The sequence below is a fragment of the Mesorhizobium sp. M0239 genome (assembly GCF_040321815.1).
Taxonomy (GTDB): Bacteria; Pseudomonadota; Alphaproteobacteria; order Rhizobiales; family Rhizobiaceae; genus Mesorhizobium.
Window position 1 is genome coordinate 23,154 of sequence record NZ_JAMYSG010000019.1, and the last position, 22,470, is coordinate 45,623.

General features: G+C 63.1%; 27 protein-coding genes and 1 pseudogene. 11 read left to right on the forward strand and 17 right to left on the reverse strand.

The genetic code is table 11. The annotated features are described in order from the left end of the window. Positions 1 to 82: 82 nt before the first annotated feature. Positions 83 to 1,000: a polyprenyl synthetase family protein gene (locus NKI99_RS20355; protein WP_352611771.1), complete on the reverse strand. Its 918-nt coding sequence runs from the start codon at positions 998 to 1,000 to the stop codon at positions 83 to 85. A 78-nt stretch (positions 1,001 to 1,078) separates the two neighbouring features. Between NKI99_RS20355 and NKI99_RS20360 the strand changes: the two genes are divergently transcribed. The 3 genes from NKI99_RS20360 to NKI99_RS20370 all read left to right on the forward strand — a co-directional run bounded on the left by NKI99_RS20360 (position 1,079) and on the right by NKI99_RS20370 (position 2,803). Then, complete coding sequence (locus NKI99_RS20360) at positions 1,079 to 1,840, forward strand: transglycosylase domain-containing protein (RefSeq protein ID WP_031213164.1); 762 nt, start codon at positions 1,079 to 1,081, stop codon at positions 1,838 to 1,840. A 139-nt stretch (positions 1,841 to 1,979) separates the two neighbouring features. After that, positions 1,980 to 2,162 (forward strand): 50S ribosomal protein L32, encoded by a 183-nt coding sequence (gene rpmF / locus NKI99_RS20365; RefSeq protein WP_008834724.1) that lies wholly within the window; start codon positions 1,980 to 1,982, stop codon positions 2,160 to 2,162. Positions 2,163 to 2,401: 239 nt separating this feature from the next. Continuing rightward, positions 2,402 to 2,803, forward strand: a complete 402-nt coding sequence (locus NKI99_RS20370; protein ID WP_127296853.1) for a hypothetical protein — start codon at positions 2,402 to 2,404, stop codon at positions 2,801 to 2,803. A 109-nt stretch (positions 2,804 to 2,912) separates the two neighbouring features. Here the strand turns inward: NKI99_RS20370 and NKI99_RS20375 are convergent, their stop codons facing one another. From NKI99_RS20375 to NKI99_RS20385, 3 genes are all read right to left on the reverse strand, one after another. After that, on the reverse strand, positions 2,913 to 3,344 hold the full coding sequence (locus tag NKI99_RS20375; protein WP_023810947.1) for a GlcG/HbpS family heme-binding protein: 432 nt from the start codon (positions 3,342 to 3,344) through the stop codon (positions 2,913 to 2,915). 161 nt (positions 3,345 to 3,505) lie between these two features. After that, positions 3,506 to 3,739, reverse strand: coding sequence for a hypothetical protein (locus tag NKI99_RS20380; protein ID WP_127296851.1), 234 nt, complete (start codon positions 3,737 to 3,739; stop codon positions 3,506 to 3,508). Positions 3,740 to 3,816: 77 nt separating this feature from the next. Beyond that, the gene (locus tag NKI99_RS20385) at positions 3,817 to 4,338 is read right to left on the reverse strand and encodes a winged helix-turn-helix transcriptional regulator (RefSeq protein ID WP_128305885.1); all 522 of its coding nucleotides are present in this window, start codon (positions 4,336 to 4,338) and stop codon (positions 3,817 to 3,819) included. Between the two features lie 99 nt (positions 4,339 to 4,437). Between NKI99_RS20385 and NKI99_RS20390 the strand changes: the two genes are divergently transcribed. Together NKI99_RS20390 and NKI99_RS20395 are read left to right on the forward strand one after the other, a co-directional pair. Further along, positions 4,438 to 5,268, forward strand: coding sequence for an alpha/beta fold hydrolase (locus tag NKI99_RS20390; RefSeq protein ID WP_352611772.1), 831 nt, complete (start codon positions 4,438 to 4,440; stop codon positions 5,266 to 5,268). Between the two features lie 106 nt (positions 5,269 to 5,374). Beyond that, positions 5,375 to 6,031, forward strand: a complete 657-nt coding sequence (locus NKI99_RS20395; RefSeq protein WP_128305883.1) for a glutathione S-transferase family protein — start codon at positions 5,375 to 5,377, stop codon at positions 6,029 to 6,031. A gap of 84 nt (positions 6,032 to 6,115) precedes the next feature. Here NKI99_RS20395 and NKI99_RS20400 read toward each other — a convergent pair. The 3 genes and pseudogenes from NKI99_RS20400 to NKI99_RS20410 form a co-directional block, all read right to left on the reverse strand. After that, a pseudogene (locus NKI99_RS20400) lies at positions 6,116 to 6,378 on the reverse strand (ArsR/SmtB family transcription factor). 32 nt (positions 6,379 to 6,410) lie between these two features. Next, entirely contained in the window at positions 6,411 to 7,658 is a 1,248-nt protein-coding gene (locus NKI99_RS20405) for an MFS transporter (protein WP_352611773.1), read from the reverse strand. Between the two features lie 90 nt (positions 7,659 to 7,748). After that, positions 7,749 to 7,943, reverse strand: coding sequence for a DUF1192 domain-containing protein (locus NKI99_RS20410; RefSeq protein WP_352554508.1), 195 nt, complete (start codon positions 7,941 to 7,943; stop codon positions 7,749 to 7,751). 123 nt (positions 7,944 to 8,066) lie between these two features. Here NKI99_RS20410 and NKI99_RS20415 point away from each other — a divergent pair, with 123 nt between their 5' ends. From NKI99_RS20415 to NKI99_RS20430, 4 genes are all read left to right on the forward strand, one after another. Next, complete coding sequence (locus NKI99_RS20415) at positions 8,067 to 9,077, forward strand: NAD(P)H-quinone oxidoreductase (RefSeq protein ID WP_032909131.1); 1,011 nt, start codon at positions 8,067 to 8,069, stop codon at positions 9,075 to 9,077. A 193-nt stretch (positions 9,078 to 9,270) separates the two neighbouring features. Then, positions 9,271 to 9,411, forward strand: coding sequence for a DUF1127 domain-containing protein (locus NKI99_RS20420; protein ID WP_013529236.1), 141 nt, complete (start codon positions 9,271 to 9,273; stop codon positions 9,409 to 9,411). Positions 9,412 to 9,688: 277 nt separating this feature from the next. Then, complete coding sequence (locus NKI99_RS20425) at positions 9,689 to 10,336, forward strand: hypothetical protein (protein WP_023810956.1); 648 nt, start codon at positions 9,689 to 9,691, stop codon at positions 10,334 to 10,336. Between the two features lie 307 nt (positions 10,337 to 10,643). Next, positions 10,644 to 11,339 (forward strand): DUF1013 domain-containing protein, encoded by a 696-nt coding sequence (locus NKI99_RS20430; protein WP_023810957.1) that lies wholly within the window; start codon positions 10,644 to 10,646, stop codon positions 11,337 to 11,339. 59 nt (positions 11,340 to 11,398) lie between these two features. On the opposite strand, the gene NKI99_RS20435 is transcribed toward NKI99_RS20430, so the two are convergent. The 4 genes from NKI99_RS20435 to NKI99_RS20450 form a co-directional block, all read right to left on the reverse strand. Next, positions 11,399 to 12,118 carry a helix-turn-helix transcriptional regulator gene (locus tag NKI99_RS20435; RefSeq protein WP_013529238.1) on the reverse strand — a complete coding sequence of 240 codons (720 nt, stop codon included), beginning with the start codon at positions 12,116 to 12,118 and terminating at the stop codon, positions 11,399 to 11,401. Between the two features lie 125 nt (positions 12,119 to 12,243). Further along, positions 12,244 to 12,651 carry a hypothetical protein gene (locus NKI99_RS20440; RefSeq protein WP_023810958.1) on the reverse strand — a complete coding sequence of 136 codons (408 nt, stop codon included), beginning with the start codon at positions 12,649 to 12,651 and terminating at the stop codon, positions 12,244 to 12,246. 72 nt (positions 12,652 to 12,723) lie between these two features. Further along, positions 12,724 to 13,314 (reverse strand): DJ-1/PfpI family protein, encoded by a 591-nt coding sequence (locus tag NKI99_RS20445; protein WP_023810959.1) that lies wholly within the window; start codon positions 13,312 to 13,314, stop codon positions 12,724 to 12,726. Between the two features lie 88 nt (positions 13,315 to 13,402). Next, positions 13,403 to 13,570: a hypothetical protein gene (locus NKI99_RS20450; RefSeq protein ID WP_023810960.1), complete on the reverse strand. Its 168-nt coding sequence runs from the start codon at positions 13,568 to 13,570 to the stop codon at positions 13,403 to 13,405. A gap of 313 nt (positions 13,571 to 13,883) precedes the next feature. On the opposite strand from NKI99_RS20450, the gene NKI99_RS20455 reads away from it, so the two are divergent. Continuing rightward, positions 13,884 to 14,831, forward strand: a complete 948-nt coding sequence (locus NKI99_RS20455; RefSeq protein WP_352442021.1) for a ring-cleaving dioxygenase — start codon at positions 13,884 to 13,886, stop codon at positions 14,829 to 14,831. A 116-nt stretch (positions 14,832 to 14,947) separates the two neighbouring features. Continuing rightward, positions 14,948 to 15,109, forward strand: a complete 162-nt coding sequence (locus NKI99_RS20460; protein ID WP_023810961.1) for a hypothetical protein — start codon at positions 14,948 to 14,950, stop codon at positions 15,107 to 15,109. Here the strand turns inward: NKI99_RS20460 and NKI99_RS20465 are convergent. From NKI99_RS20465 to gap, 6 genes are all read right to left on the reverse strand, one after another. After that, positions 15,077 to 15,844, reverse strand: coding sequence for an SGNH/GDSL hydrolase family protein (locus NKI99_RS20465; RefSeq protein ID WP_352611774.1), 768 nt, complete (start codon positions 15,842 to 15,844; stop codon positions 15,077 to 15,079). The genes NKI99_RS20460 and NKI99_RS20465 overlap by 33 nt on opposite strands. Before the next feature lie 62 nt (positions 15,845 to 15,906). Further along, positions 15,907 to 16,650, reverse strand: coding sequence for a DUF899 domain-containing protein (locus NKI99_RS20470; protein WP_023810963.1), 744 nt, complete (start codon positions 16,648 to 16,650; stop codon positions 15,907 to 15,909). A gap of 165 nt (positions 16,651 to 16,815) precedes the next feature. Further along, positions 16,816 to 17,841, reverse strand: a complete 1,026-nt coding sequence (locus NKI99_RS20475; protein WP_023810964.1) for a class I fructose-bisphosphate aldolase — start codon at positions 17,839 to 17,841, stop codon at positions 16,816 to 16,818. A gap of 134 nt (positions 17,842 to 17,975) precedes the next feature. Next, on the reverse strand, positions 17,976 to 19,172 hold the full coding sequence (locus NKI99_RS20480) for a phosphoglycerate kinase (RefSeq protein ID WP_352611775.1): 1,197 nt from the start codon (positions 19,170 to 19,172) through the stop codon (positions 17,976 to 17,978). Positions 19,173 to 19,318: 146 nt separating this feature from the next. Further along, the gene (locus NKI99_RS20485) at positions 19,319 to 21,208 is read right to left on the reverse strand and encodes a potassium/proton antiporter (RefSeq protein WP_352611776.1); all 1,890 of its coding nucleotides are present in this window, start codon (positions 21,206 to 21,208) and stop codon (positions 19,319 to 19,321) included. Positions 21,209 to 21,426: 218 nt separating this feature from the next. Then, on the reverse strand, positions 21,427 to 22,437 hold the full coding sequence (gene gap / locus NKI99_RS20490) for a type I glyceraldehyde-3-phosphate dehydrogenase (protein WP_352611777.1): 1,011 nt from the start codon (positions 22,435 to 22,437) through the stop codon (positions 21,427 to 21,429). Positions 22,438 to 22,470: the final 33 nt, after the last annotated feature.

The following is a 22,470-nucleotide window of genomic DNA, read 5'->3' on the forward strand; positions in this document are numbered from 1 at the left end:
GCTTCCGCTCAAGCTCTATTTCAGAACCGGCCGGCGGGGACGTGCGTGCGTCGATCAGCTCGATGTTCCGGCTGGCACAACCTCAGCTGTTACGCGCCGCCACGAACGTCGCCGCTTCCTTCAGCAATTGGGCATCGTCGCCATAGGGCTCAAGCAGTGCATGGGCCTGTTCGACGAGGCCGTGAAGCTGGCCGCGTGCCCAATTCGCACCATGCAAGGCCACCAGCGTCCCCTTGCCGGCGGCGGCGTCCTTGCCGGTCGCCTTGCCCATCTGGCTGGCATCGGCGGTCAAATCGAGCAGGTCGTCGGCAAGCTGGAAGGCAAGACCGATCGCCGAGCCGAATTCGGCCAGCCGCTCGCGGTCATCGGCTGGTGCACCGGCAATGAGTGCGCCTGCCTCGCAGGCGAAACGGATCAGCGCGCCGGTCTTCATCGCCTGCAGCCGGATGATGCCGGCCTCGTCCGGCGGCGTCTGTTCGGCCTCGAGGTCGAGCTTCTGGCCGCCGACCATGCCGCCTGCCCCGGCGGCGCGGGCCAGCGCCAATACTAGGGCCGCCCGCCGCTCCGCCGGCAGGGCGGTCGCCTCGCCAGCAATGATGTCGAAGGCCAGCGTCAGCAAGGCGTCGCCGGCCAGGATAGCGGTCGCCTCGTCGAAGGCTCTGTGCACGGTCGGCTGGCCACGGCGCAGATCGTCGTCGTCCATGGCGGGCAGATCGTCGTGTATCAGCGAATAGCAATGCACGCATTCAAGGGCTGCGGCGACGCGCAATGCCGCCTCGCCATCGGCGGAAAAAAGGGCGGCACTTTCCATGACCAGGAAAGGGCGCAGGCGCTTGCCGCCGTTCAGCACGCCGTGCCGCATCGCCGCCATCAAACGCTCAGGCCGCGCGATCTCGCCCGAAAGCGCACGGTCGTCGAGCAGCCGCCGCAGCAGCACCTCGACGGCGGCTGCCCGTCTGATCAGCGCCATTTCGAACGCCATTTGGTCGTCATTCGTCATGGCCCGGACCGGTAGCCGACACTCAGACGTTGCGCAAGAAGCCAAGCGCCATTATGCCGGGGCAGGGAGAAGCACGGGTTGGGCGGCTTGGCGGAACCGATCGTCGATCATGAAACCGAAAGACTGGACATGGCGACGAGATCGCGGGGCGTAAACCGCCGTGGTCTCAAGCGCTGGGTCCGGCGCGGCATCGTCGTGGCCGCGGTGCTGGCTTTGATTCCGGTCGTGCTGACGTTTCTGTATCTGCCATTCTTCGTGCATCCTGTCTCGACGCTGATGCTGAAGGACCTGGCGACGTTCTCCGGTTACGATCGCCGCTGGGTGTCGATCGACGACGTGTCGCCGGTGCTGGCCAATTCCGTCATCATGTCGGAGGACGGGCAGTTCTGCTTCCACCGCGGCGTCGATCTCGGCGAGCTGAGGGGCGTCGTCGACGACGCGCTGGCCGGCGAAGCGACGCGCGGCGCCTCGACCATCACCATGCAGACGGTCAAGAACCTGTTTCTCTGGTCGCGGCCGCTGGGTTCGGTGCGCAAGGTGGTCGAATTGCCGCTGGCCGTCTATTTCGATGCGGTGATGTCGAAACGGCGCATCATGGAAATCTACCTCAACATCGCCGAGTGGGGGCCGGGCATCTACGGCATCGAGGCTGCGGCACAGCACCATTTCGGCGTTTCGGCAAAACAGCTGTCGCGACGGCAGGCCGCCTTGCTTGCGGTCTCCTTGCCAAATCCGATTGCCCGCAATCCGGCCAAACCCGGGCCTGGCTTGAGGCGGCTCGCCAATCTGATCGAGCGGCGCGCCGGCCGCTCCGGCGCCTATGTCGGTTGTCTCCGCTAGCCGATCCAAAAAAATTCGCGCCAGTGCTGGCCAAAACGGCACAGGGCGTGTATAGGCACCCGACTTTCTCAGATTTAGGCCCGACATGGCCCTTTCACGAGGGCGGGCGGGGCTTTTGACCATGTAGTGGAGCATATCCATGGCCGTTCCGAAACGAAAAACCTCTCCGTCCAAGCGCGGCATGCGCCGCTCGGCCGACGCCCTCAAGGCCCCGACCTATGTCGAGGACAAGAATTCCGGCGAAATGCGCCGTCCGCACCATATCGACCTGAAGACCGGCATGTATCGCGGTCGCCAGGTGTTGACCCCCAAGGAAAGCTGAGACCAGCTTTTTCAAAGGTTTGAATTTCCAAAAGGACCGGCCGGTGGCTGGTCCTTTTGCGTTTGGGCGGGCCGGCAGCGCAGGCGTGCACCGCCGGCGTTGCAAATCCTTCGGCCGGCAACCGGCTGACATGGTTGTTGCGTGCGGTCTTCGACCGTGTTCAGCGCCGATGGCGAAACATCTTGACGACGTGGCTATGGCGCATTCTACAAAGGATCGCCCCCACATGGAGACGCCAGATGTTCGGTGCCATTCCGCTGCTGATCGTGCCTTTCGTGCTCTACAACCTCGGACTGCTGGGAATTTTCGGTAGCGGTGACGATCCGTGGGCGAGCGAGGTCTTCTCCTTCAGCATGATGTCGGGCGGCGTGTTCTCGATGACGCTGGGCGACCTGATGATACTGATCGGGCTGATCTTCCTGTTCCTCGAAATGGCGAAGTCGGTGCGCACGACCAACGCCTCGATCATGGACCATCTTCTGTCGACGCTGGTGTTCGTGGCCTTCCTGGTCGAGTTCCTGTTGGTGAAGGGCGCGGCCCATTCCGTCTTCTTCACGCTGATGGTCATCGCGCTGTTCGATGTGCTGGCCGGATTCGCGGTGTCGATGCGATCGGCCAGCCGAGACATCAATCTGAATTAGTTCCTCAGCGAAGCGATTGGCAGGAAACGCGCATCGCTTCGTCATCCCAGGGCCTCCGCGACGGAGCTTCGCTCCTGCTTCGCCCAGCGATGACCAAAGTGGAGAGGATTCAGCCCGGATCGGCGGTGAAGCCGGCGGCCTCGATGCCGGCGATGGCCGCGGCTTCGTCATTGTCCGACGTGTCGCCTGAGATGCCGACGGCGCCGATGATGGCTCCGGCCTTGTCGCGGATCAGCACGCCGCCGACCACCGGCAGCACGCGTCCGCCCGAGACGTCCGAGATGCCGGCCACCAAGTGCGGGCGCTCCTTGGCGAAGGCCTCGACTTTGCGTGAGCCCATGCCGATGGCGAGCGCACCGTAGGCCTTGCCGGCCGACATTTGCGGGCGCAGGAACGAGGCGCCGTCCTGGCGCTGGAAGGCGACCAGATGCCCGCCGGCATCAAGCACCGAAACGCCGAGCGGCTTGAGCTTGAGATCGGCGCCCTTAGCAAAGGCGGCATCGATGATTTGCCTGGCTTTTTCGAGCGGCAGTGCGGTCATGGCAGTCTCCTGTTTGAAAACGCGTCGATCATCGACCGTCGACGGGCGAGATAACATCCCCGTTTCGGTTGAAATTGCTTCGCGTGAAGGGGCGGGATGGAAGCAGCTTTCACCGATACCATCAGGACAGGCATTAGCGTTTATGGCTCAAGGGGTGGCTGCTATTTTTTCTTGGCGCGGGTCGGCTTCTTGGCGGGTGCCGCCGGCGCATTGGCTAGGTCTTCGGCTTCCTTGGCGAGACGCAGCGCCCGCAGCTTGTTGGTCTTGGCCTGGCGGGCGTCGCTCTCGGCGACGTATTCGGCCATCGCCTTCTGGCGGACGGTTGCCGCCTCTTCCTGCTTCTTGAAACGCAGGTCGGCGCGCGCGCGGGCAGCATCCCGAGAGTTTTCAACCAAGACCTTATCCAATCCCGTAAATTGTGATTTTCCGCCTCTTCTAGCAGAGTCGGCCCCAAAACGGGAAAATAAGTTAATTACGCGGCTGTGCTGGCGGCGGGGGCCTTGCTGGCAACCACGGCCTCATAGGCGGCCTGCAAGGTCGCGCGGACAGAAGGACCCGCTGCAGTATCGAGCGGCATGCCGAGATGTTCATGGCGCAACTCGTCCATGAATTTGTCCCACATCGGCTGTCCGCCCTTTTCCAGAAGTTCGGCGCGGATCGACAGTTCTTCGCTGACCGGCAGCCAGATGCGGCCCCAGGCGCCGAGATGGGCCAGGATCGGCACCAGCGTGATCGCCATTTCGGTCAGGCTGTAGATCGCCTTCTGCTTGTGCGAGGGGTCGTCGGCTTTGGTCAGCATGCCCAGCTCCATCAGCCGCTTCAGCCGGTCGGCGAGGATGTTGGAGGCGATGCCTTCCATCGATCCGTTGAGCAGCTCGCGAAAATGACGCCTGCCGCCGAAGATCATGTCGCGAAGGATGATCAAGCTCCAGCGATCGCCGAAGACTTCCAGCGACAGGTTGATCGGACACCCGGACCGGCGATCCATGCTCATGAGATTTTTCTCCAAAACCGGTTGCATTATCGTATCGGTTTTATTATCGTGCAACCGATTGCAAAATGCAATCGGTATTGCAGGAGAGGAGGTCGCACCGTGACGACGACCGAACGCCCCGAAATCATATCCGAAACTTTTGGCGATCCGGCGAACCCGCCGCTGTTGCTGATCATGGGAGCGATGGCTTCGATGCTGTGGTGGCCGGAGGCGTTCTGCCGGAAACTGGCCGGTGCCGACCTGTTCGTGATCCGCTATGACAATCGCGACACCGGCCGTTCGACCAAATACAAGCCGGGAGAGCCGCCCTACACGTTCGATGATATGGCCGACGATGCAATGCGCGTTCTCGACGACCACGGCATCGGCAAGGCGAATGTCGTCGGCATGTCGATGGGCGGCATGATCGCGCAGCTTGTGGCGTTGAAACACCCGTCCCGTGTCGCATCGCTGACCGTCATCAGCAGCTCGCCCGTGGGAACCGACATTTCGCACCTTCCGCAGACGAGCGATGCCTATATCGAGCATTCGGCCGAGGGCGCCAAAGTCGATTGGTCGGACCGTGGCCAGGTGATCGATTTCATCGTCAGGGATGCGCGGGCGATCGCCAGCATCGCACATCCATTCGACGAGGCCCGGATGCGTGCCTTTGTCGAGCAGGATCACGACCGCTCCGGCGGCTTCCTGAGTGCGACCAACCATTTCATGCTCAAGGGCGGCGACGCCTGGAAGGGCCGCCTGCATGAAATGACGGCGCCGCTGCTGGTCATCCACGGCACGGCCGATCCGATCTTTCCAGTCGAACATGGCGAGGCGCTGGCCGAGGCGGTCACCGGCGCGAAAATCATCGGGATCGAAGGTGGTGGCCACGAGCTGCACCCGGACGACTGGGATATGATTGTTGCGGGCATCGTTGCCCACGCCGCCTGAAGCGGCAAAAGCAGGTCTTGAAGGGCAATGCTTGCCGCAGTGTTTAACCCATGACGAGCGCGCCCGGCGCCGGCGATCGATAAACCACGAAACAGGCGAGCAAAAAATGTCCCTGACGCTTCATTTCCATCCGCTGGCCTCCTTCTGCTGGAAGCCGTTGATCGCGCTGTATGAGAACGCCACGCCGTTTACCCCTGATATCGTCGATCTCGGCAATGCGGAATCGCGCGAGGCCTTCCTGAAGATTTCGCCGGCCGGCAAGATGCCGGCGCTGCGCGACGATGCGCGCGACCGCACGGTGCTGGAATCGACCATCGTTGTCGAATATCTGGCCGCGCATTATCCGGGGCCGGTCGACCTCGTTCCCGCCGACATCGACCTGGCGCTGGCCGTCCGCCAGGCCGATCGCTTCTATGATTTTTATGTGCAGGAGCCGATGCAGAAGATCGTCGGCGACCGGTTGCGGCCACAGGACAAGACCGACCCGTTCGGCGTCGAGCAGGCCCGCGACCAGTTGCGCAATTCCTACGCCATCATCGAACAAGACATGCAGTCGAAGATCTGGGCGATGGGCGACACCTTCACCATGGCCGATTGCGCGGCGTCCCCGGCGCTGTTCTATGCCAACAAGGTCGAGCCGTTCGGCGACAAATACCCGGCCGTGAAGCGCTATCACGACCGGCTGGTGCACCGGCCGGCTTTCGCCCGGGTGATCGAGGAGGCGCAGCCCTACTTCAAGTTCTTCCCCTACAATAATGGCTGATCGGGATGCTGCACGATCTCGCCCCAGACGCTCGCCGATACGGTCGGTCAACTGACCGAGCCGCTGGCAATGACACTGAGAAGCTCAGGCTTCCCAGAACTGATCGAGCCAGATGTTGAGTTTGAGGAAGCCGGTGCCGCTCACCGTATAGACGCGCCTTGTTCCTTCCGGCTTGGCGTGGACCAGGCCGGCATCAGCAGCACTTTCAGATGCTGCGAAACGGCTGGGCGCGACACCGGCAAGCCGGCGGCCAGTTCGGTGACGGTTTTCGGGCCGCGGCGAAGTTCTTCCAGAAGATGGCGCCGGTTGGGATCGGCAATCGCCATGAAGGCGTCGGAAAACATCATGCCTGTATTAGTGCGGCAAAGCCTTTCGAATCTCAACCGTCTGCTTCTGCTTTTCTTCTGGGATCAAGCCGCAATGCTTCCGGCGTCACCGAACGGTCGGCCGGCTGCGTCTTGAAGGCGTCACGATCCCCGATCGGCACCGGCGCGCGGCGGCTGATGCGCAGCAGCGTGTAGCCCGCCAGGCAAAGATGCGCGAAGGCGGTCGCCAGGAACAGGCCTTCCGGGCGCATCCAGCCCATCAGGGCGGCGGCGAGCAAGGGTCCAATCATCGTGCCGAAGCCGTAGAGCAGCAGCAGTCCGCCCGACACCTTGACGAAATCCTCCGAGCGCGCGTGGTCGTTGGCATGCGCCACGGCGATCGAATAGAGCGTGTAGGCGAAGGCGCCATAGGCTGCGGTGAAGACGATGACGAAGATGCCGGAGCGTGGCTCGAACAGGAAGATCATGAGCGCGAACAAGGCCGCGCCGAAAGCAGCGCCCGCCAGCACGAAACGCCGGTCGGTCTTGTCGGACATGCGCCCGGCGGGAAGCTGCATGGCGGCACCGGCAACGACCACAAGGCTCATCATCAGGGCGATCTCGGCCGTGGAGATGCCGATACGGGCGCCGTAGACCGCGCCAAGCGTGCCCCAGGCCCCGTTGGCGATGCCGATCAACACGCAGGCGACCGCCGAAACCGGCGAATTGGCATAAAGGCCTTTGACGTCGAGCGAGACATCCTGCAGCGGCTTGGGGTGGGAGGCGGTCGAGACCGCGGTCGGAATGAGCGACAGGCAAAACAGGATGCCGGTGATCATGAACAGCGACGCCGATTTCACGTCGCCGCCGGCGACGATCATCTGCCCGCCCATGATCGAGGCATAGGTGACCATCATGTAGAGGCCGAAGACGGTGCCGCGATTCTCGTTGGTGGCCTTCTCGTTCAGCCAGCTTTCGATGACCATGAAGGCGCCGGCCATGGTGAAGCCGGTGAAGGCGCGCAGCAGGATCCAAACATATTCGTCGATGATCAGGCCGGTGAGCAGCGCCACGATGGCGCCCGACGCGGCAAAGGCGCCGAAGGCGCGCACGTGGCCCGCGCGGCGCACGATGCGCGGCGCAAAGAAGCAGCCGGTGACGAAGCCGCCGGCCCAGGCCGTGCCCATCAGGCCGAGCGATGCGGTCGAGAAGCCTTCCAGCTGACCGCGCAGGGGCAGCAGCAGCCCGTGCAATCCAGACGCCGCCAGCAGGAAGGCGGTGCCGCGAAGCAGCGAGAGGATCGGACGGTAGGTTGCGAACATTGTTTGATCCGGCTCGAGTTTGGCGGGGACGCTGGGTCTGAAGACAGTCGCATTCGGGCTTTTCGGCGGCGGGCTTTAGCGCCCGCGCACCTATCCGCGACGGAACAGCGCCTCGGCGGCGGATTTGGTGTTGTCCTTGGCCTTGAGCTCGGCCTCCAGCCTGGCGATCTCGGCGCGCAGGATGCCGATCCGCTCGGTCAAGTCGCTGACGGAAAGCAGTGACAGGTCCTGCCCGATCTCGTGCGGGCGCGCCTTCTTCTTGGGTTCGTCGTCGAAGATCGCCATCGTCGCTCCTCCTCCGCCAAGACCAGATTGGCCATTTGCCTGATTTGGCAATCAGCATACATAGGGCAGGGGCGTCGATGCAAACAGCCGGTCGGATAACGGCGAGGAAAGACGGGAAATCTCATGGCGAGCGGACAGAAAATTCCGGCAAGGATGACGGCCATCGCGATCTCGGAGCCGGGTGGCCCTCGGGTGCTGAAGCCGGAAACACGCGACGTGCCGCAGCCCGGGCCCGGCGAGATCCTGATCAAGGTGCATGCGGCCGGCGTCAACCGGCCCGACGTCCAGCAGCGCAAAGGCGCCTATCCGCCACCACCCGGCGCATCCGACCTGCCGGGCCTCGAGGCGTCGGGTGAAGTGGCGGCCCTTGGCGACGACATATCACGCTGGCGCATTGGCGACCGCGTCTGTGCACTGACGCCCGGCGGCGGCTATGCCGAATATGTCAAGGTCCATGCCGGGAGCGTGCTGCCGTTGCCCGCCGGCTTCACCCATACCGAAGCCGCGGCAGTGCCGGAGAATTACTTCACCGTCTGGCACAATGTGTTCGAGCGTGGCGCCCTCAAGAAAGGCGAGACGCTGCTCGTCCATGGCGGCTCGTCCGGCATCGGCACAACAGCAATCCAGCTTGCCTCGGCCTTTGGCGCCTATGTCATCACCACCGCGGGCAGCAAGGAGAAATGCGACGCCTGCCTGAAGCTCGGCGCAGACCGGGCGATCAACTATCGCGAGGAGGATTTCGTCGCCGCAGTCAAGGAGGCGACGGGGGGCAAGGGCGCCAATGTCATCCTCGACATGGTCGGCGGCGACTATGTGGGGCGCAACTACGAGGCTGCTGCGGTTGAGGGCCGGATCGTCCAGATCGCCGTGCAGGCCGGTGCTGTCGCAAGCGCGGATTTTTCGAAGATCATGGTCAAGCGGCTTACCCACACCGGGTCGACGCTGAGGCCACGCACCGTCGAGTTCAAGGCGGCGATCGCGGCGGCGCTGGAAGCGCAGGTGTGGCCGTTGCTCGGCACGCGCAAGGTTGCTCCTGTCATGGACATGATCTTCCCGCTCAGCGAAGCATGGCGGGCGCATGAGCGGATGGAAGACGGCGAACATATCGGCAAGATCGTGCTCGACGTCGGCTAGGCCGTATCGATACTCGGCCGGCCTGCAGGCCGGCCGAGCGAGGTCCGCGCCCGTGGCTGCCTACAAGATGAACAGAAGCTTAATGCTGCAATGCAGCATTTGCATCATTGCTATGCAAAATCAGCCATTCAAGTCCTCATCGATGACGCCTATTTGAGCACCATCGAAACGAACATCATTTTGGAGGACTACCATGAACCCGATCCGCGCTTTCCGTAACTGGCGTATGTACACCGAGACCGTCCGCGAACTGAACCGTCTCAACGCACGTCAACTCAGCGATCTCGGCATCAACCGCGCCGACATCGAAAAGATCGCCCGCAGGGCCATCTGACTTCGAGCATGGTTCGCTGTAGGGTGGCTCACCGTTTCACGGAAACGATGAACCGCTCTAGCTCCTGCCGATGCGACTCCGGACGGAAAACCGTTTCACGCTTTTCCCGGAATTGCTCTAAGGAGCGGACCTTGCCGTAGAAGCAAGAGCCGGAGCTGACGGTTTTGCCGTCGCCGGTTCCGAGCCCGCTGGACCCCGTCCGGCGGGTTTTGTCTTTTTGGGGCCATCAACCGCATGCGCTCGACAGCAATCTGAGGTTGACCTTCAACGGCCGCCCTTGCGCAAGGGAGGCCGCCAGCCGCGCCTCTGCGGGGTCGATCGAGAAACCTACTTCGACAAGTGGTTCAACTACAATGGACGGTGGACGCTCACCCAACTCTACGATCATGCCGTGACCGATCCGGTACCGCTCTCAATGGATTTCGTCAGTGCCAACAATCTGGACCCATACGATTCTGATGGCCTGCGCGCCACGAGCGAGACCGGCATCTGGTTCACCTATGTGCCGGACATGGACGGCTACGTAACGGTTTTCTGGCTATCGGACCGCGTAACCTATCGCCTGTTCAGACAATACCATCCGCGCGATGCGGACGGCTGGGCGAATGGTTGGCTCTCGGTGGAAGGGGTTGTCGGCATCTGGACGAACAATTCATTCGCAGGTCGCGACTACGTCGAAATTTCGAGCAGCAACGGCAATGCGCACGACACGCTACAAGCGAGCGGGGTCCTTTTCATTCACAACAGTACATACCCCGTCCAGGCAGGAAAACCGGTCCATGTGCTGATCGGAACGCGGTCGAAAATCTTTAGTGTTTGCGACGGAACGGGCATCAACTTGGGGGCCGGCGTTGTCGCGCGAATTGATCACCCCATTTCCATCTTCACGCGAGCGGGGCTGGAGCCATATTCGCCGTTCTACTGAACCTGGATGACAACTGGGCCGCTACCGTTTCGAGGCATTCGACCTCGGGTAAGGTGGAGCTGTCGGGCCGATACCGACAGGCCGGAAAGCCGACGCGCGATTTTTTGCGCCATCCGTCGAACAAGGGACGGCCGCGCTCCGGGCGATCTGACGGTCTTGGGAGCGCGCAGCGCACGCGGTGCGGTCTTGGCTCCAAAAACGTTGCGAAACGACCCGAGAGCGGTTATACAGACCGCGAATTTCCCATTTTGGTGGCTCTAAACCACCGCCCGCGCGGGAACGCGGGCGAACGAGAAGGATTTGTAAAATGGCCAATACGCTGCTGATGCCCAAGGCGACCGCTGTCTGGCTGGTCGACAATACCGCACTTTCCTTCGAGCAGATCGCGCAGTTCTGCGGGCTGCACCCGCTCGAGGTCAAGGCAATCGCCGACGGTGAATCGGCGCAAGGCATCAAGGGCATGGACCCGATCATGACCGGACAGCTGACCCGCGACGAGATCGCCCGTGCCGAGAAGGACCCGAACCAGCGCCTGAAGCTTTCGGACCCCAAGGTCCGGGTGCCCGAATCCAAGCGCAAGGGGCCGCGCTACACGCCGCTGTCGAAGCGCCAGGACCGGCCGAACGCGATTCTGTGGCTGGTGCGCAACCATCCCGAGCTCAAGGACGCGCAGATCTCGCGCCTCGTCGGCACCACCAAGTCGACGATCGAACAGATCCGTGAGCGCAAGCACTGGAATTCGGCCAATCTGCAGCCGATGGATCCTGTCACGTTGGGCCTCGCCTCGCAGATCGACCTCGACATGGAAGTCAATCGCGCCTCGCGCGGCCGCGAACAGGCGCAGCCGGTCGGCGACACGCTGCTGCCGGCGGCCTTGACCGAGCGGCTGGTGCCGGCTCCCGAGAAGCCCAAGGACGAGGATGCCGAACTCGACGCCAACGCCGTGTTCGCCAAGCTTTCGGCCTTGAAGTCGAAGAACACGGACAATGACGACGACGAGTGAGGTTGTCTGACATTCTAATAAAAGCCCGCTTCGAGCGGGCTTTTTATTGGGTCAACAACTCAGCTGCGCGCCGCGCGATCCGGCGCCATGCCATAATCTTCGCTGCGCTCCACCGCGCGGTAGAAGTCGGCAAGCTGCTTGCCGCGCTCGGGCTTGAAGATGCGGCCAGCGATGACCACGGAGGCGATGCGATCGATGCGGAAGGCGCGAAAATCGTCGCGCATCTCGCACCAGGCGACCAGCGTCCACACCTTGCCCCAAAACCACAGGCCGAGCGGGCGGATATCGCGGGCGGTGCCGCGGCCGGCCTCGTCGGAATAGTCGATGGTCAGCACCTGCCGTTTTTCGACCGCGCGCTCGATCAGGTCAATCGCCTCGCGAGCAGCGTCGCTGACCACCCACATCGGTGTGTGGATCTCAGTGCGGGCGATGCGGTCTTTCTCGGCATCGGGCAATACGGCGCCGATCTTGACCAGCGCCTCGTCGGCGGCCCTCGCCATGGCGGCACCGCCAAAGGCGCGCACCATGCGGGCGCCGGCGACCAGCGCGACGATCTCGTCACGCGTGAACATCAGCGGCGGAAGGTCGAAACCCTCCCTCATCATATAGCCAACGCCGGCCTCGCCGTCGATCGGCACTCCGGTCGACTGCAAATCGGCAATGTCGCGATAGATGGTTCGCTCGGAAACTTCGAGCCACGTGCCGAGCTTCTGGGCAGTGACCAGTCGGCCACCGCGCAGATGCTGCACGATCTGGAAGAGCCTGTCGGCGCGGCGCATCGTATGGTCCCTCGGCGTTGTCTCTATGCATGTCGCCCGAAACCGGTCCACCTCTGGGTGGCATGCATCGTGTTTTCGCGCATGCCGCTATCCCAAAACCGCAGAACACTTTTGGGCGGCATGTATCATGGCTTCAGCCCTTCGCGCTTGCGCTGCGCGGCGACGAACTCCGCGCCGAAGGACAGTTTCTTCGTCGTCGGTGTTTTCGCATCGAGCACGCGCCAGAATGGTGCCACGCCACTCAGCGTCATACCGCGCTGGAGGTCCTCGTTGGCGGCTTCGGCAACAGTGCGCAGATGATAGCCTATGGTGACCGGGCATGTCACTTCGGCGCCATGCTCTATGGCAAGTGCTGTACGCAGCGCACGCATATCCATCTCGACGCCTTCGGGAATCGAGCGGATGAAATCATCGACCTGGCGCGCCGTCGGCACCAGCATAGGCTGGCCTTCGACGACATCGGCCATCGTGCGCGGCGTCGGCCTCACGCCGTTGATGCCTGGTGTGCTCAGTCTGTCGTTCCAACTCTTCATCGATCGTCCTTTAACGCCAATGCGCAGTGTCCGAAGCTGGCACCATTGCACGCCCCTCCTGACAGCATACTGTCAGGAGGCTTCAGCGTACTCCTTGGCGAACAGCGTCCGCATCTGTGCGAGATCGCTGCCTCTTTCGGGGTAGAGCGCCTTCAGAAAGGCGAGTGCGAAGGTGCCTGGTGCCGAGCCCGGTGCGGAAACGATGTTGCCGTCGGCTACGGCATGCGGCACATCCTCGTAGTTCTCGGCACCGGCATAACCGGCTTCATGACCCTTGATCCACTCGCGGCCATTGCTGGTATGCCTGGCCTTCTCGAAAAGGCCGGCTCGGGCCAGCGCCAGCGTGCCGGCGCAGATGCCGCCGACCACGCCGCCGCGCGATGCAATGGCGGCAAGCAGGTCGCCTACATCAGGCGGTGCCTTGCCCGTCCACCGGTCGGAACCAATGACGGCAATGGCATAGAGATCGGCATTCTCGCCGGCGCCTGTTGCGCGATCGGGGATCAGCCGAAAGCCGCTAATGCCCGTCACCTGCTTGCCATCAGGCGTCAGCGACACGGCACGGGCGCCGAACCATTCGACCGCCGAGGCCGCCAGCAGCCCATACTCCCAGTCAGCGAAGCCTTCGATGAAAAGGAAACCGATTGTCTTTTGTTCGGGCATAAGCGCGCTCCGAGTGTCGACCTGTTACCCTGCTTGTTATCTGGGCGTTGACGCGCCCACATCCAATCGCCGGGTCGAAAAATTGGCTTCAATTGCCGCGAGAGCCACGGTCGGCGTACATGTCGGGCCAGCCGATATCCTTGCGAATGTCCGCCGGCAGCGAGTTCATGAACCGCTGGGTGCGGATCTCGTTGCGCATCGTCCGGATCTTGCCGACATAGTGCTGCATGCCGCGCAGAATGGTGTAACCGTTCATGGCTAAGTCTCCTCTCTCTGTGTAGAGGCACTATCGCATACCCCTCCTGACAGCAGTCTGTCAGGAGGATGTCAGGGCGCGAGACAATAGTTGCGGCCGGTGCGCGCGCCGCAGGCAAGGCATCGCTTCTCGCCGCATCGAGCGGTGCCTCAAGGCAGGTTTGCGACGTCCGATTGTTCATGGCGACGACGTTGTTTTCGGCGCCGCTGTTCAGCGTCCGGCGACGGACTGTCGGAATACGAGGCCTTCAGCGAGGTGACCGCAGGTCTGATATGAAGGGAGAAAATTCTTCCCCAACAGCAGGGAGACGACGATGAGCTTGCAACTGACAGGTATCCACCATCTGACCGCCATCACCGCCAATGCGCCTGGCAATCTTCATTTCTACACCAAGGTGCTGGGTCTGCGGCTGGTCAAGAAGACCGTAAACCAGGACGACACCTCGGCCTACCACCTCTTCTATGCCGACGGCGAAGCGACGCCGGGCACCGACCTTACCTTCTTCGACTGGCCGGTCGGCCGCGAGCGGCGCGGCACGCACAGCATCGTGCGGACCAGCCTCAGGGTCGGCAGCCGGGAGAGCCTTGCCTGGTGGAAGCAACACTTGACCGATGAAGGCCTGGCAACAGGAGAGGTCGCCGACATCGGCGGTTATGCGTCGTTGGACTTCGAAGATCCCGAGGGCCAGCGTCTGCGCCTGGTCCGCGATGGCGGCAAGGGCGGCAGCCATCCCTGGGCGCAAAGCCCGGTACCGGTCGAGCACCAGATACGCGGGCTCGGGCCGATCGTCATCAGCGTTCCCGACATCACCAACACCGAAGCGGTGGTGACCAAAGTGATGAACATGCGCAAGGCGCGCGACTATGTCTCGCCGGAGGGGCAGGTTCACGTCTTCGAAATGGGAGAGGGCGGGCCGGCGGCGGAGTTGCATGTCCTGGTGCAGCCGGGACTGGCGCCGGCGCGGCAAGGCGCGGGTGCGGTTCACCATGTCGCCTTCAGGGCGCCGGACCAGGAGACGCTGCATCAATGGACGGCGCGGCTGGCCGAGTTCCGGCTGCCGTCGAGCGGCGAGGTCGAGCGCTATTATTTCCGTTCGCTCTACTTCCGCGAGCCGAATGGCATCCTGTTCGAGATCGCAACCGACGGGCCGGGGTTCACCGCCGACGAGCCGCTGGAAACACTGGGGGAAAGCCTCGCCTTGCCGCCATTCCTCGAACCGAAGCGGGCTTCGATCGAGGCTGGCCTCAAGCCGCTGAAGTAGATCGTTTCCCAGTCGCAGACGGGCGCCGCGTTCCGACCTAGGATCGCGGCGTCGTTCTTTCTCAGGCAATGAACGACGTGCTTTGACAGCCGGGCGCGTTGCTGGTCAAAGGCGGCATGACGAAATTCCTCGCCCTTGTCATCGTCGGTTTCATGGTCATTCAACTGATCAAGCCGCTCGGCTGGCCAGGCCTCAAGCGACGCGGCGATTTCTGGAAGCTGGCACTGCTCGCCATGGCCGCGATTTCACTGGCGGCCGTGCTCGGGCATTTGACGTAGGACGGCACTTGTCGTCGGTGCCCAATTGCCAAGCACCGGGCCAACCAGATGCTCGGCCCAAGCCCGGTAGCCTGCTTCCGAGGCGTGAAAGCCGTCCGAGGCAAAGCCGGCTTCCGGATTGGTGATCGGCAGGCGCGGCGCCGGCACCGCGCCGCGCTCCAGGCAAAGGCGTTCGCCCATCCGGTTCATGTCGGTGGCGCGAATCTCAAGAATTTTTCCGAGCAGCGGCGGCATGGCCGGCGCCCGCGTGAACTCCAGCACCGGCGACCACACCACGCGTGCTTCCGGCCACTTGGCACGCATCGCGTAGAGCAGGCCGCCGAACTCCTTCTTGAAGCGCGGCACGGAGTGAAAATTCTTGGTGTCGTTGGTGCCGATGGCCAGCACGATATGCGTCCATGGATCGGCCGACAGATTGGGCAGGACATGGTCACGGATCTGGCCAGACGTTGCCGAATTGAAGCCGGCAGCGCGCCAGCGCACGGCGCGGCCTGTACTCTGTGAAATCAGCACGGCGAGTTGCGCGGCCAGCCCATCTTCCGAATTACCGATGCCGACCGAAGCGGCGGAGGAATCGCCCAGCACCAGAAGCGAGATTGGCGGTGCTGTGCCTGATATTTCGTGCATGACCGGCCCTTGCGCTGGCAGCATGCGCGTGGTGCGGCGTCGCACGCCGAGGCCTTGCCAGATATAGACCGGGAAGGCGAGCCAGGTGAGTAGGGCCGTGAAGCGCATAGCAGTACCGTTAAACGATCAGCGGCAGCCTTAGCGCATGTTTTGGTCGACGGGAACGCTCTTCAATCGCAGCAACTCGCCTGCCCCGCTTGCTTGCCCTGATGATATTCATCGTGCAGCCGCACCCAATCCATCAGTCCGTGATAGGGGCCGTTCTCGTTGCGGCCCTTCGGCGTCATGTCGAGATAGTCGTAGGCGCCGATCTGCGCCTCGCCGCCGCGGGCGCGCGACATGAAGGTGAGCAAGATGTCGCCGGTCTCGTCCCGGTAGAAAACGCTGGTGCCGGGAAGCTCCTTCGATGTCCGTGGACGGGTCTCGAAATTGTAGGTGGTGTCGCCGGCGGCGATCTGCTTGTCGGTGAAGGAGACCTGCATGTCGAAGTTGAAATCCGAGGCATAGGACGACACCCAGTCGAACTTCCAGCCCATGCGCTGCTTGTAAGGCAGAAGTTCCGCCAGTGGGGCGCGCGAAACCACGACCAGCGACACGTCGTGATGCCGCAGATGCTGATTGGCGCCGTCGATATGGTCGGCAAGGAATGAGCAGCCCTCGCAATGATTGACGCAGCCCGGCCCGAACATGAAGTGATAGACGATCAGCTGGCTGTTGCCGGCAAGCAGGTCGGCCAGTCTCTTCGGCCCTTGCCCGGTCTCGAAGACATCGTCCTTCCGGATCTTCAGCCAGGGCAATTCACGCCGCTCAGCCGCGATCCGCTCGCGGAGCCGCGTCAGTTCCTTCTCGCGCGCCAGATGCGCCTTGTGCGCCTGGAACCGGTCTTCGCGCGAAACGACCTTGTTGCGATGCATGAACCTCTCCCTGAAGTGTCATTCCAAGGACGTTCGGGATGAGCACAACCCGACATCGCCCGAGAGGAAATAAGGACGGAGAGGCTCCGCCCCAAGCCCGGCAAGTCACAAACAAAAAACCCGGGCGCATCGGCCCGGGTTCGAAGGAGGAAGAAAGGACTGTGGTCAGGCGGCCTGTTCCAGGCTCGCCTTCCATTTTCCGAGCGCTGCCAGATGGTTCATGTGGGCGCGATGGGTGAAGGCAGCCTGACCGGCGGCGACGTTCGAGGCCTTGCCGCTCCAGGCTTTCTGTGGCGCGGCCTGCAGCGCGCGACCATAGGAGAAGGTCAGCTTCCACGGGTGCGGCCCAATGGCGTTGATGGCGTTGAGGTTGGCGGTCGCTTCCTCGTCCTCCTGGCCGCCGGACAGGAAGGCGATGCCCGGCACGGCTGCCGGTACGGTTTCGCGGAACAGCTTTATAGTCTTTTCCGCGACTTCTTCAGGGCCACTCACCTTGCCTGATTTCCTGCCGGCCAGCACCATGTTCGGTTTCAGGATAGTACCTTCCAGCACGACGCGCGCCGCGTAGAGTTCGCTATAGAGCTTGAGCAAAATCACCTTGCTGATCTCGTAGCATGTGTCGATGTCGTGGGCGCCATCCATCAGCACCTCCGGTTCGACGATCGGCACGATGCCGGCTTCCTGGCAAAGAGCGGCATAGCGGGCGAGCGCATGGGCGTTGGAGCCGATCGAGGTCCCCGAAGGCACGCCTTTGGCGACATCGATGTCGATCACCGCGCGCCATTTGGCGAAGCGGGCGCCGAGCTTGTAGTAGTCGGCAAGGCGCTCGCGCAGGCCATCGAGGCCTTCGGTGATGGTGTCGCCGGGAAACCTGGCCAGCGGCTTGGCGCCTGCATCGACCTTGATGCCGGGGATGGCGCCGGCCGCCTTGATGATGTCGACCAGCGGCGTGCCGTCGGCGGCCTTCTGGCGGATCGTCTCGTCATAGAGGATGACGCCGGAGATGTAGCGGGTCATTGCCTCCCTGGTGCGGAACATCATCTCGCGGTAATCGCGGCGGCTGTCGGCTGTCGATTCGACGCCAATGACGTCGAAGCGCTTCTTGATGGTGCCCGAACTTTCGTCGGCGGCCAGCAGGCCCTTGCCATCGGCGACGATCGCAGCGGCAATGTCTTCGAGACGTTCGCTCATTGTGGCTTCTCCTGAAACGGTTGTTCCGCGCTTAACGGAAGTCTACCGCCAAAGGAATGGCATCGGAAAGCTCGAATCGATTGAAAGCCTCGGGCGGCCTTGTTCGCTCTCCGAGTGTTGATCGCCTCGGAGCCTCAGCGCTTCAAGACGTCGACGCCGGGCAGCGGCTTGCCTTCCATCCATTCCAGGAAAGCGCCGCCGGCGGTCGAGACATAGGTGAAGTCGTCGGCGACGCCGGCATGGTTGAGCGCCGCCACCGTATCGCCACCGCCGGCGACCGAGACCAGCTTGCCGGCCTTGGTGCGCGACGCCGCGTGCTTGGCAGCTGCCACCGTCGCATGATCGAAGGGCGCGATCTCGAAGGCGCCGAGCGGGCCGTTCCAGACCAGTGTCGCGGCGCGGTCGATCCATTCGCCGATGGCCGTCACGGTTTTGGCGCCGACATCGAGGATCATGCCGTCGGCCGGCACATCCGATATAGCGACGGTCCCGCAGGCCGCGCCCGCCTTGAACTCCCTGGCGACGACGCCGTCGACCGGCAGGATGATGGCGCAGCCGGCCTCGGCCGCCTCGATCATGATCTGCTTGGCGGTCGCGGCGAGATCATGCTCGCACAGCGATTTGCCGACATTGGTGCCACGCGCGGCAAGAAAGGTGTTGGCCATCCCGCCACCGATGACGAGGGCATCAACCTTCTTCACCAGGTTCATCAACAGATCGATCTTGGTCGAGACCTTGGCGCCGCCGACAATGGCGACGACCGGACGAACCGGTTTTCCCAAGCCCTTCTCCAGCGCCTCAAGCTCGGCTTGCATGGTGCGGCCGGCAAAAGCCGGCAACAGATGCGCCAGCCCCTCGGTCGACGAATGGGCGCGGTGCGCGGCGGAAAAGGCGTCGTTGACGAAGATGTCGCCATTGGCGGCAAGCTTTTCGGTGAAGGCCGGATCGTTCTTTTCCTCGGCCTTGTAGAAGCGGGTGTTTTCAAGCAGCAGCACATCGCCCTTGTTCATGGCGGCGACGGCGCTTCCGGCCGTGTCGCCGACGCAATCCGAGGCGAAACCGACGGGACGGCCGAGCACGTCGGCTGTCGCCCTGGCGATAGGCTCCAGCGAGAATTCGGGCGAGGGGCCATCCTTGGGCCGGCCGAAATGGGCGAGCAGGATGACCTTGGCGCCCTTGGCCGATAGCTCGGCGATAGTCGGTGCGATGCGTTCGATGCGGGTGGCATCGGTGACCTTGCCGTCGGCGACAGGCACGTTGAGGTCGACGCGCACCAGCACGCGCTTGCCGCTGATGTTGCCGATATCGTCGAGTGTCTTGAAGGCGGCCATGCGGGTTCCTTTCGCGAAAAACCGGGGGACCATACCCCGCATCGGTGACGATGCAAGGCTTAGGGCGCGCTCGAACCGAAATTTTGAAGTGGGTACGATCTTGCGCCGGCGGGGCGGATGAATGGCAGCGCTCAATAGCGGTTTTGTCAGCTTTCGGTTGCTGCCTTTTCAGGCGCTGGCTCCGGGGCCGGCTTTTCGTCCGCCCGCGCCTCGGTCTCCTGCGTCTCGGTCGGCTTGCGCCAGTTGCGGATGAAGGCGGAAAGACGGTCGCCGATTTCGCCGGCGCTGAGGAAGACCGGCACCCGCGCCACCGGCGCGGTCGGCTCGAAAGACAGACCGAGGCCTATGATCTTGCCCTTGTCGTCGACGTCGCGGACGATCAGTTCTATCGGGCCGAGCAGGACGCGGTCGGCATATTCGGCATGGCCGCCGAGCCGCGCCGTGACCAGCGCGCCAACGGTGAGCTTTTGCTCCGCTTCGGTCAGGCCTGGCGTATAGGCCGCTTCCAGTTCAGCGGCGGAGCGCGCGGGGTCGACCGCGAAGGCACCGAAGAAATCGGCATCCTGGGGATCGACCACGGCACGGCTGGCGAACAGCTTGTCGAGCAGGCGCGGATAGCGGTCCGGCACGAAAATATAGACCTGGTCGCCGGCGGCGAGCCGGCCCATGTCCTGGAAGCGCATCGAGCGGCCGTCGCGCAGCACCAGCGAGGGCCGTGCCCAGCGCGGGATGCGCTCGCCGCGCGCCACCGGGCTGCCGTGTGCGACGCGATAGGCGAGAAGCTCGTGATGGGCCGAGCCCGGCAGTTCCAGCTCGACCTTGTCCAGCGGTCCGAGCCGTGCCGGTACGATCAGGCCGAGGCGGCGCGCCAGCGGTCCGACCGTCCAGCCCTGGATGACCAGCGACACGAGCACGATGATGAAGGCGGTGTTGAAGATGACACGGCCGTTTTCCAGGCCGCCGAGCAGCGGGGTGATGGCGAGCAGGATCGACACCGCGCCGCGCAGGCCGACCCACGAGATGAAGGCGACTTCGGGGCGCGGCAGACGGAACGGGATCAGGCAGAGCCAGACGGCGACTGGCCGCGCCACGAACATCAGGAACAGGCCGAGCAGCACCGCCGGCACCATGATCGCCGGAAACTGCGACGGCGTCGCGAACAGGCCGAGGATGAGGAACATGATGATCTGCGCCAGCCACGACATGCCGTCCTGGAAACGCTTGAGGATGGTGACGGCTCGGATGTCGGAATTGCCGGCGATAAGGCCGGCAATATACACCGCCAGGAAGCCTGAGCCGCCAATGGCGCCGGCTGCTGCAAACACCATCAGCGACAAGGTCAGCACGAAGATCGGCAGCAGGCCGTGGTCGAGATTGAGTCGGTCGACGAGGCGCACGATGGCGAGACCGCCCAGCACGCCTACGATTGCACCGAGGCCCATATTGAGGAGGAAGCCGAGGAACAGGCTGGTGACCAGAACATTGGTCTCGGGGTTGGCGTGGGCGGCGATGATCTCTACCAGCGTGATGGTCAGGAAGATGGCGATCGGGTCGTTGGTGCCGGATTCCACCTCCAGCGTCGAGCGCACGCGTTCGCGCAGATTGATCTCGCCGGCTCGCAACAGGAAGAACACGGCCGCCGCATCTGTGGAGGCGACGGCAGCCCCGAGCAGGAAGGATTCCAGCCAGGTGAGATCGAGCAGATAATGGGCGGCGACGCCGAACAGGCCGGTGGTGACAAGCACGCCGAAGGTCGCCAGCGACAAAGCCGGGCCTGCAGCCTGCCGCAAGGCGTTGAGCGGCGTGCCGAAACCGGAATCGAACAGGATGACGGCCAGCGCCAGTGAGCCGGCAAAATAAGCGATGCGGGCGTTGTCGAACTGGATACCGAGTCCGTCGGTGCCGGTGGCGAGGCCAATGCAGAGAAACAGGAGCAGAAGAGGGGCGCCGAAGCGGAAGGCGATCAGGCTCGAAAACGCGGCGGCGACGACAAGCGCTGTGCCGACCAGCGTGACGAGATAGATCGCATGCTCCATCCTGAAATCAGCCCCTCAAATTCGTCTGTCTCCTGCTTTGCGAGAGAGTGGGGCGAAGACGTGACCAGTGCAAGGCGGCAGGGTGGCTTTTTGGCCTATGCCGCTGATTTTTGGATGTTTTGGCGTCCAGGACACAATTTGGAAAGGCGCAAGCCGCCCTCATGAAAAACGCCCGGACAAAGCCGGGCGTTTCAGGTCTCGAAAAGAAAGCTTTGCGATCAGGCGATGGTCTTGCCGAAAGCGACCGCGGTGTCGCCCATGCGGTTGGAGAACCCCCATTCATTGTCGTACCAGGACAGCACCGAAACGAAGTTGCCGTCCATCACCTTGGTCTGGTCGAGCGCAACGATCGAGGAGCGCGGATCGTGATTGAAGTCGATCGACACGTTCGGGTGATGGGTGACGCCGAGAATGCCCTTCAGCTTGCCGTTGGAGGCGGCGATCACCGCGTCGTTGATCTCCTGCACCGTGGTCGAACGCTTGGCGATGAACTTGAAGTCGACGACCGAGACGTTCGGGGTCGGCACGCGGATCGAGATGCCGTCGAGCTTGCCCTTCAGGTCGGGCAGCACCAGCCCGATCGCCTTGGCCGCGCCGGTCGAGGTCGGGATTTGCGACAGGGCAGCGGCGCGGGCGCGGTAGAGATCCTTGTGCATGGTATCCAGCGTCGGCTGGTCGCCGGTGTAGGAATGGATCGTCGTCATCATGCCTTTTTCGATGCCGACCGTCTCGTGCAGCACGGCTGCCAGCGGGGCCAGGCAGTTGGTGGTGCAGGAGGCATTCGAGATGACGATGTGGTCCTTGGTCAGCTGGTCGTGGTTGATGCCGTAGACAACGGTAAGGTCGGCGCCTTCGGCCGGAGCCGAGACGATGACGCGCTTGGCGCCGGCGGTCAGGTGGGAGGCTGCCTTGTCGCGGGCGGTGAAGATGCCGGTGCATTCGAGCGCGATGTCGATGCCGAGTTCCTTCCACGGAAGCTGCGTCGGATCCTTGATCGCGGTGACCTTGAACGTCTCCTTGCCGACGGTGATCTGGTCGCCGGACACCGAGACTTCATGCGGGAAGCGGCCGTGCACGCTGTCGTAGCGCAAAAGGTGCGCGTTGGTCTCGACCGGGCCGAGGTCGTTGACGGCGACGACGTCGATGTCCTTGCGGCCAGATTCATGGATGGCGCGAAGGATGTTGCGGCCGATGCGGCCGAATCCGTTGATGGCAACTCTGACGGTCATTATTCTCTCCCTGGGAGTTGGAGGGCGGATGAG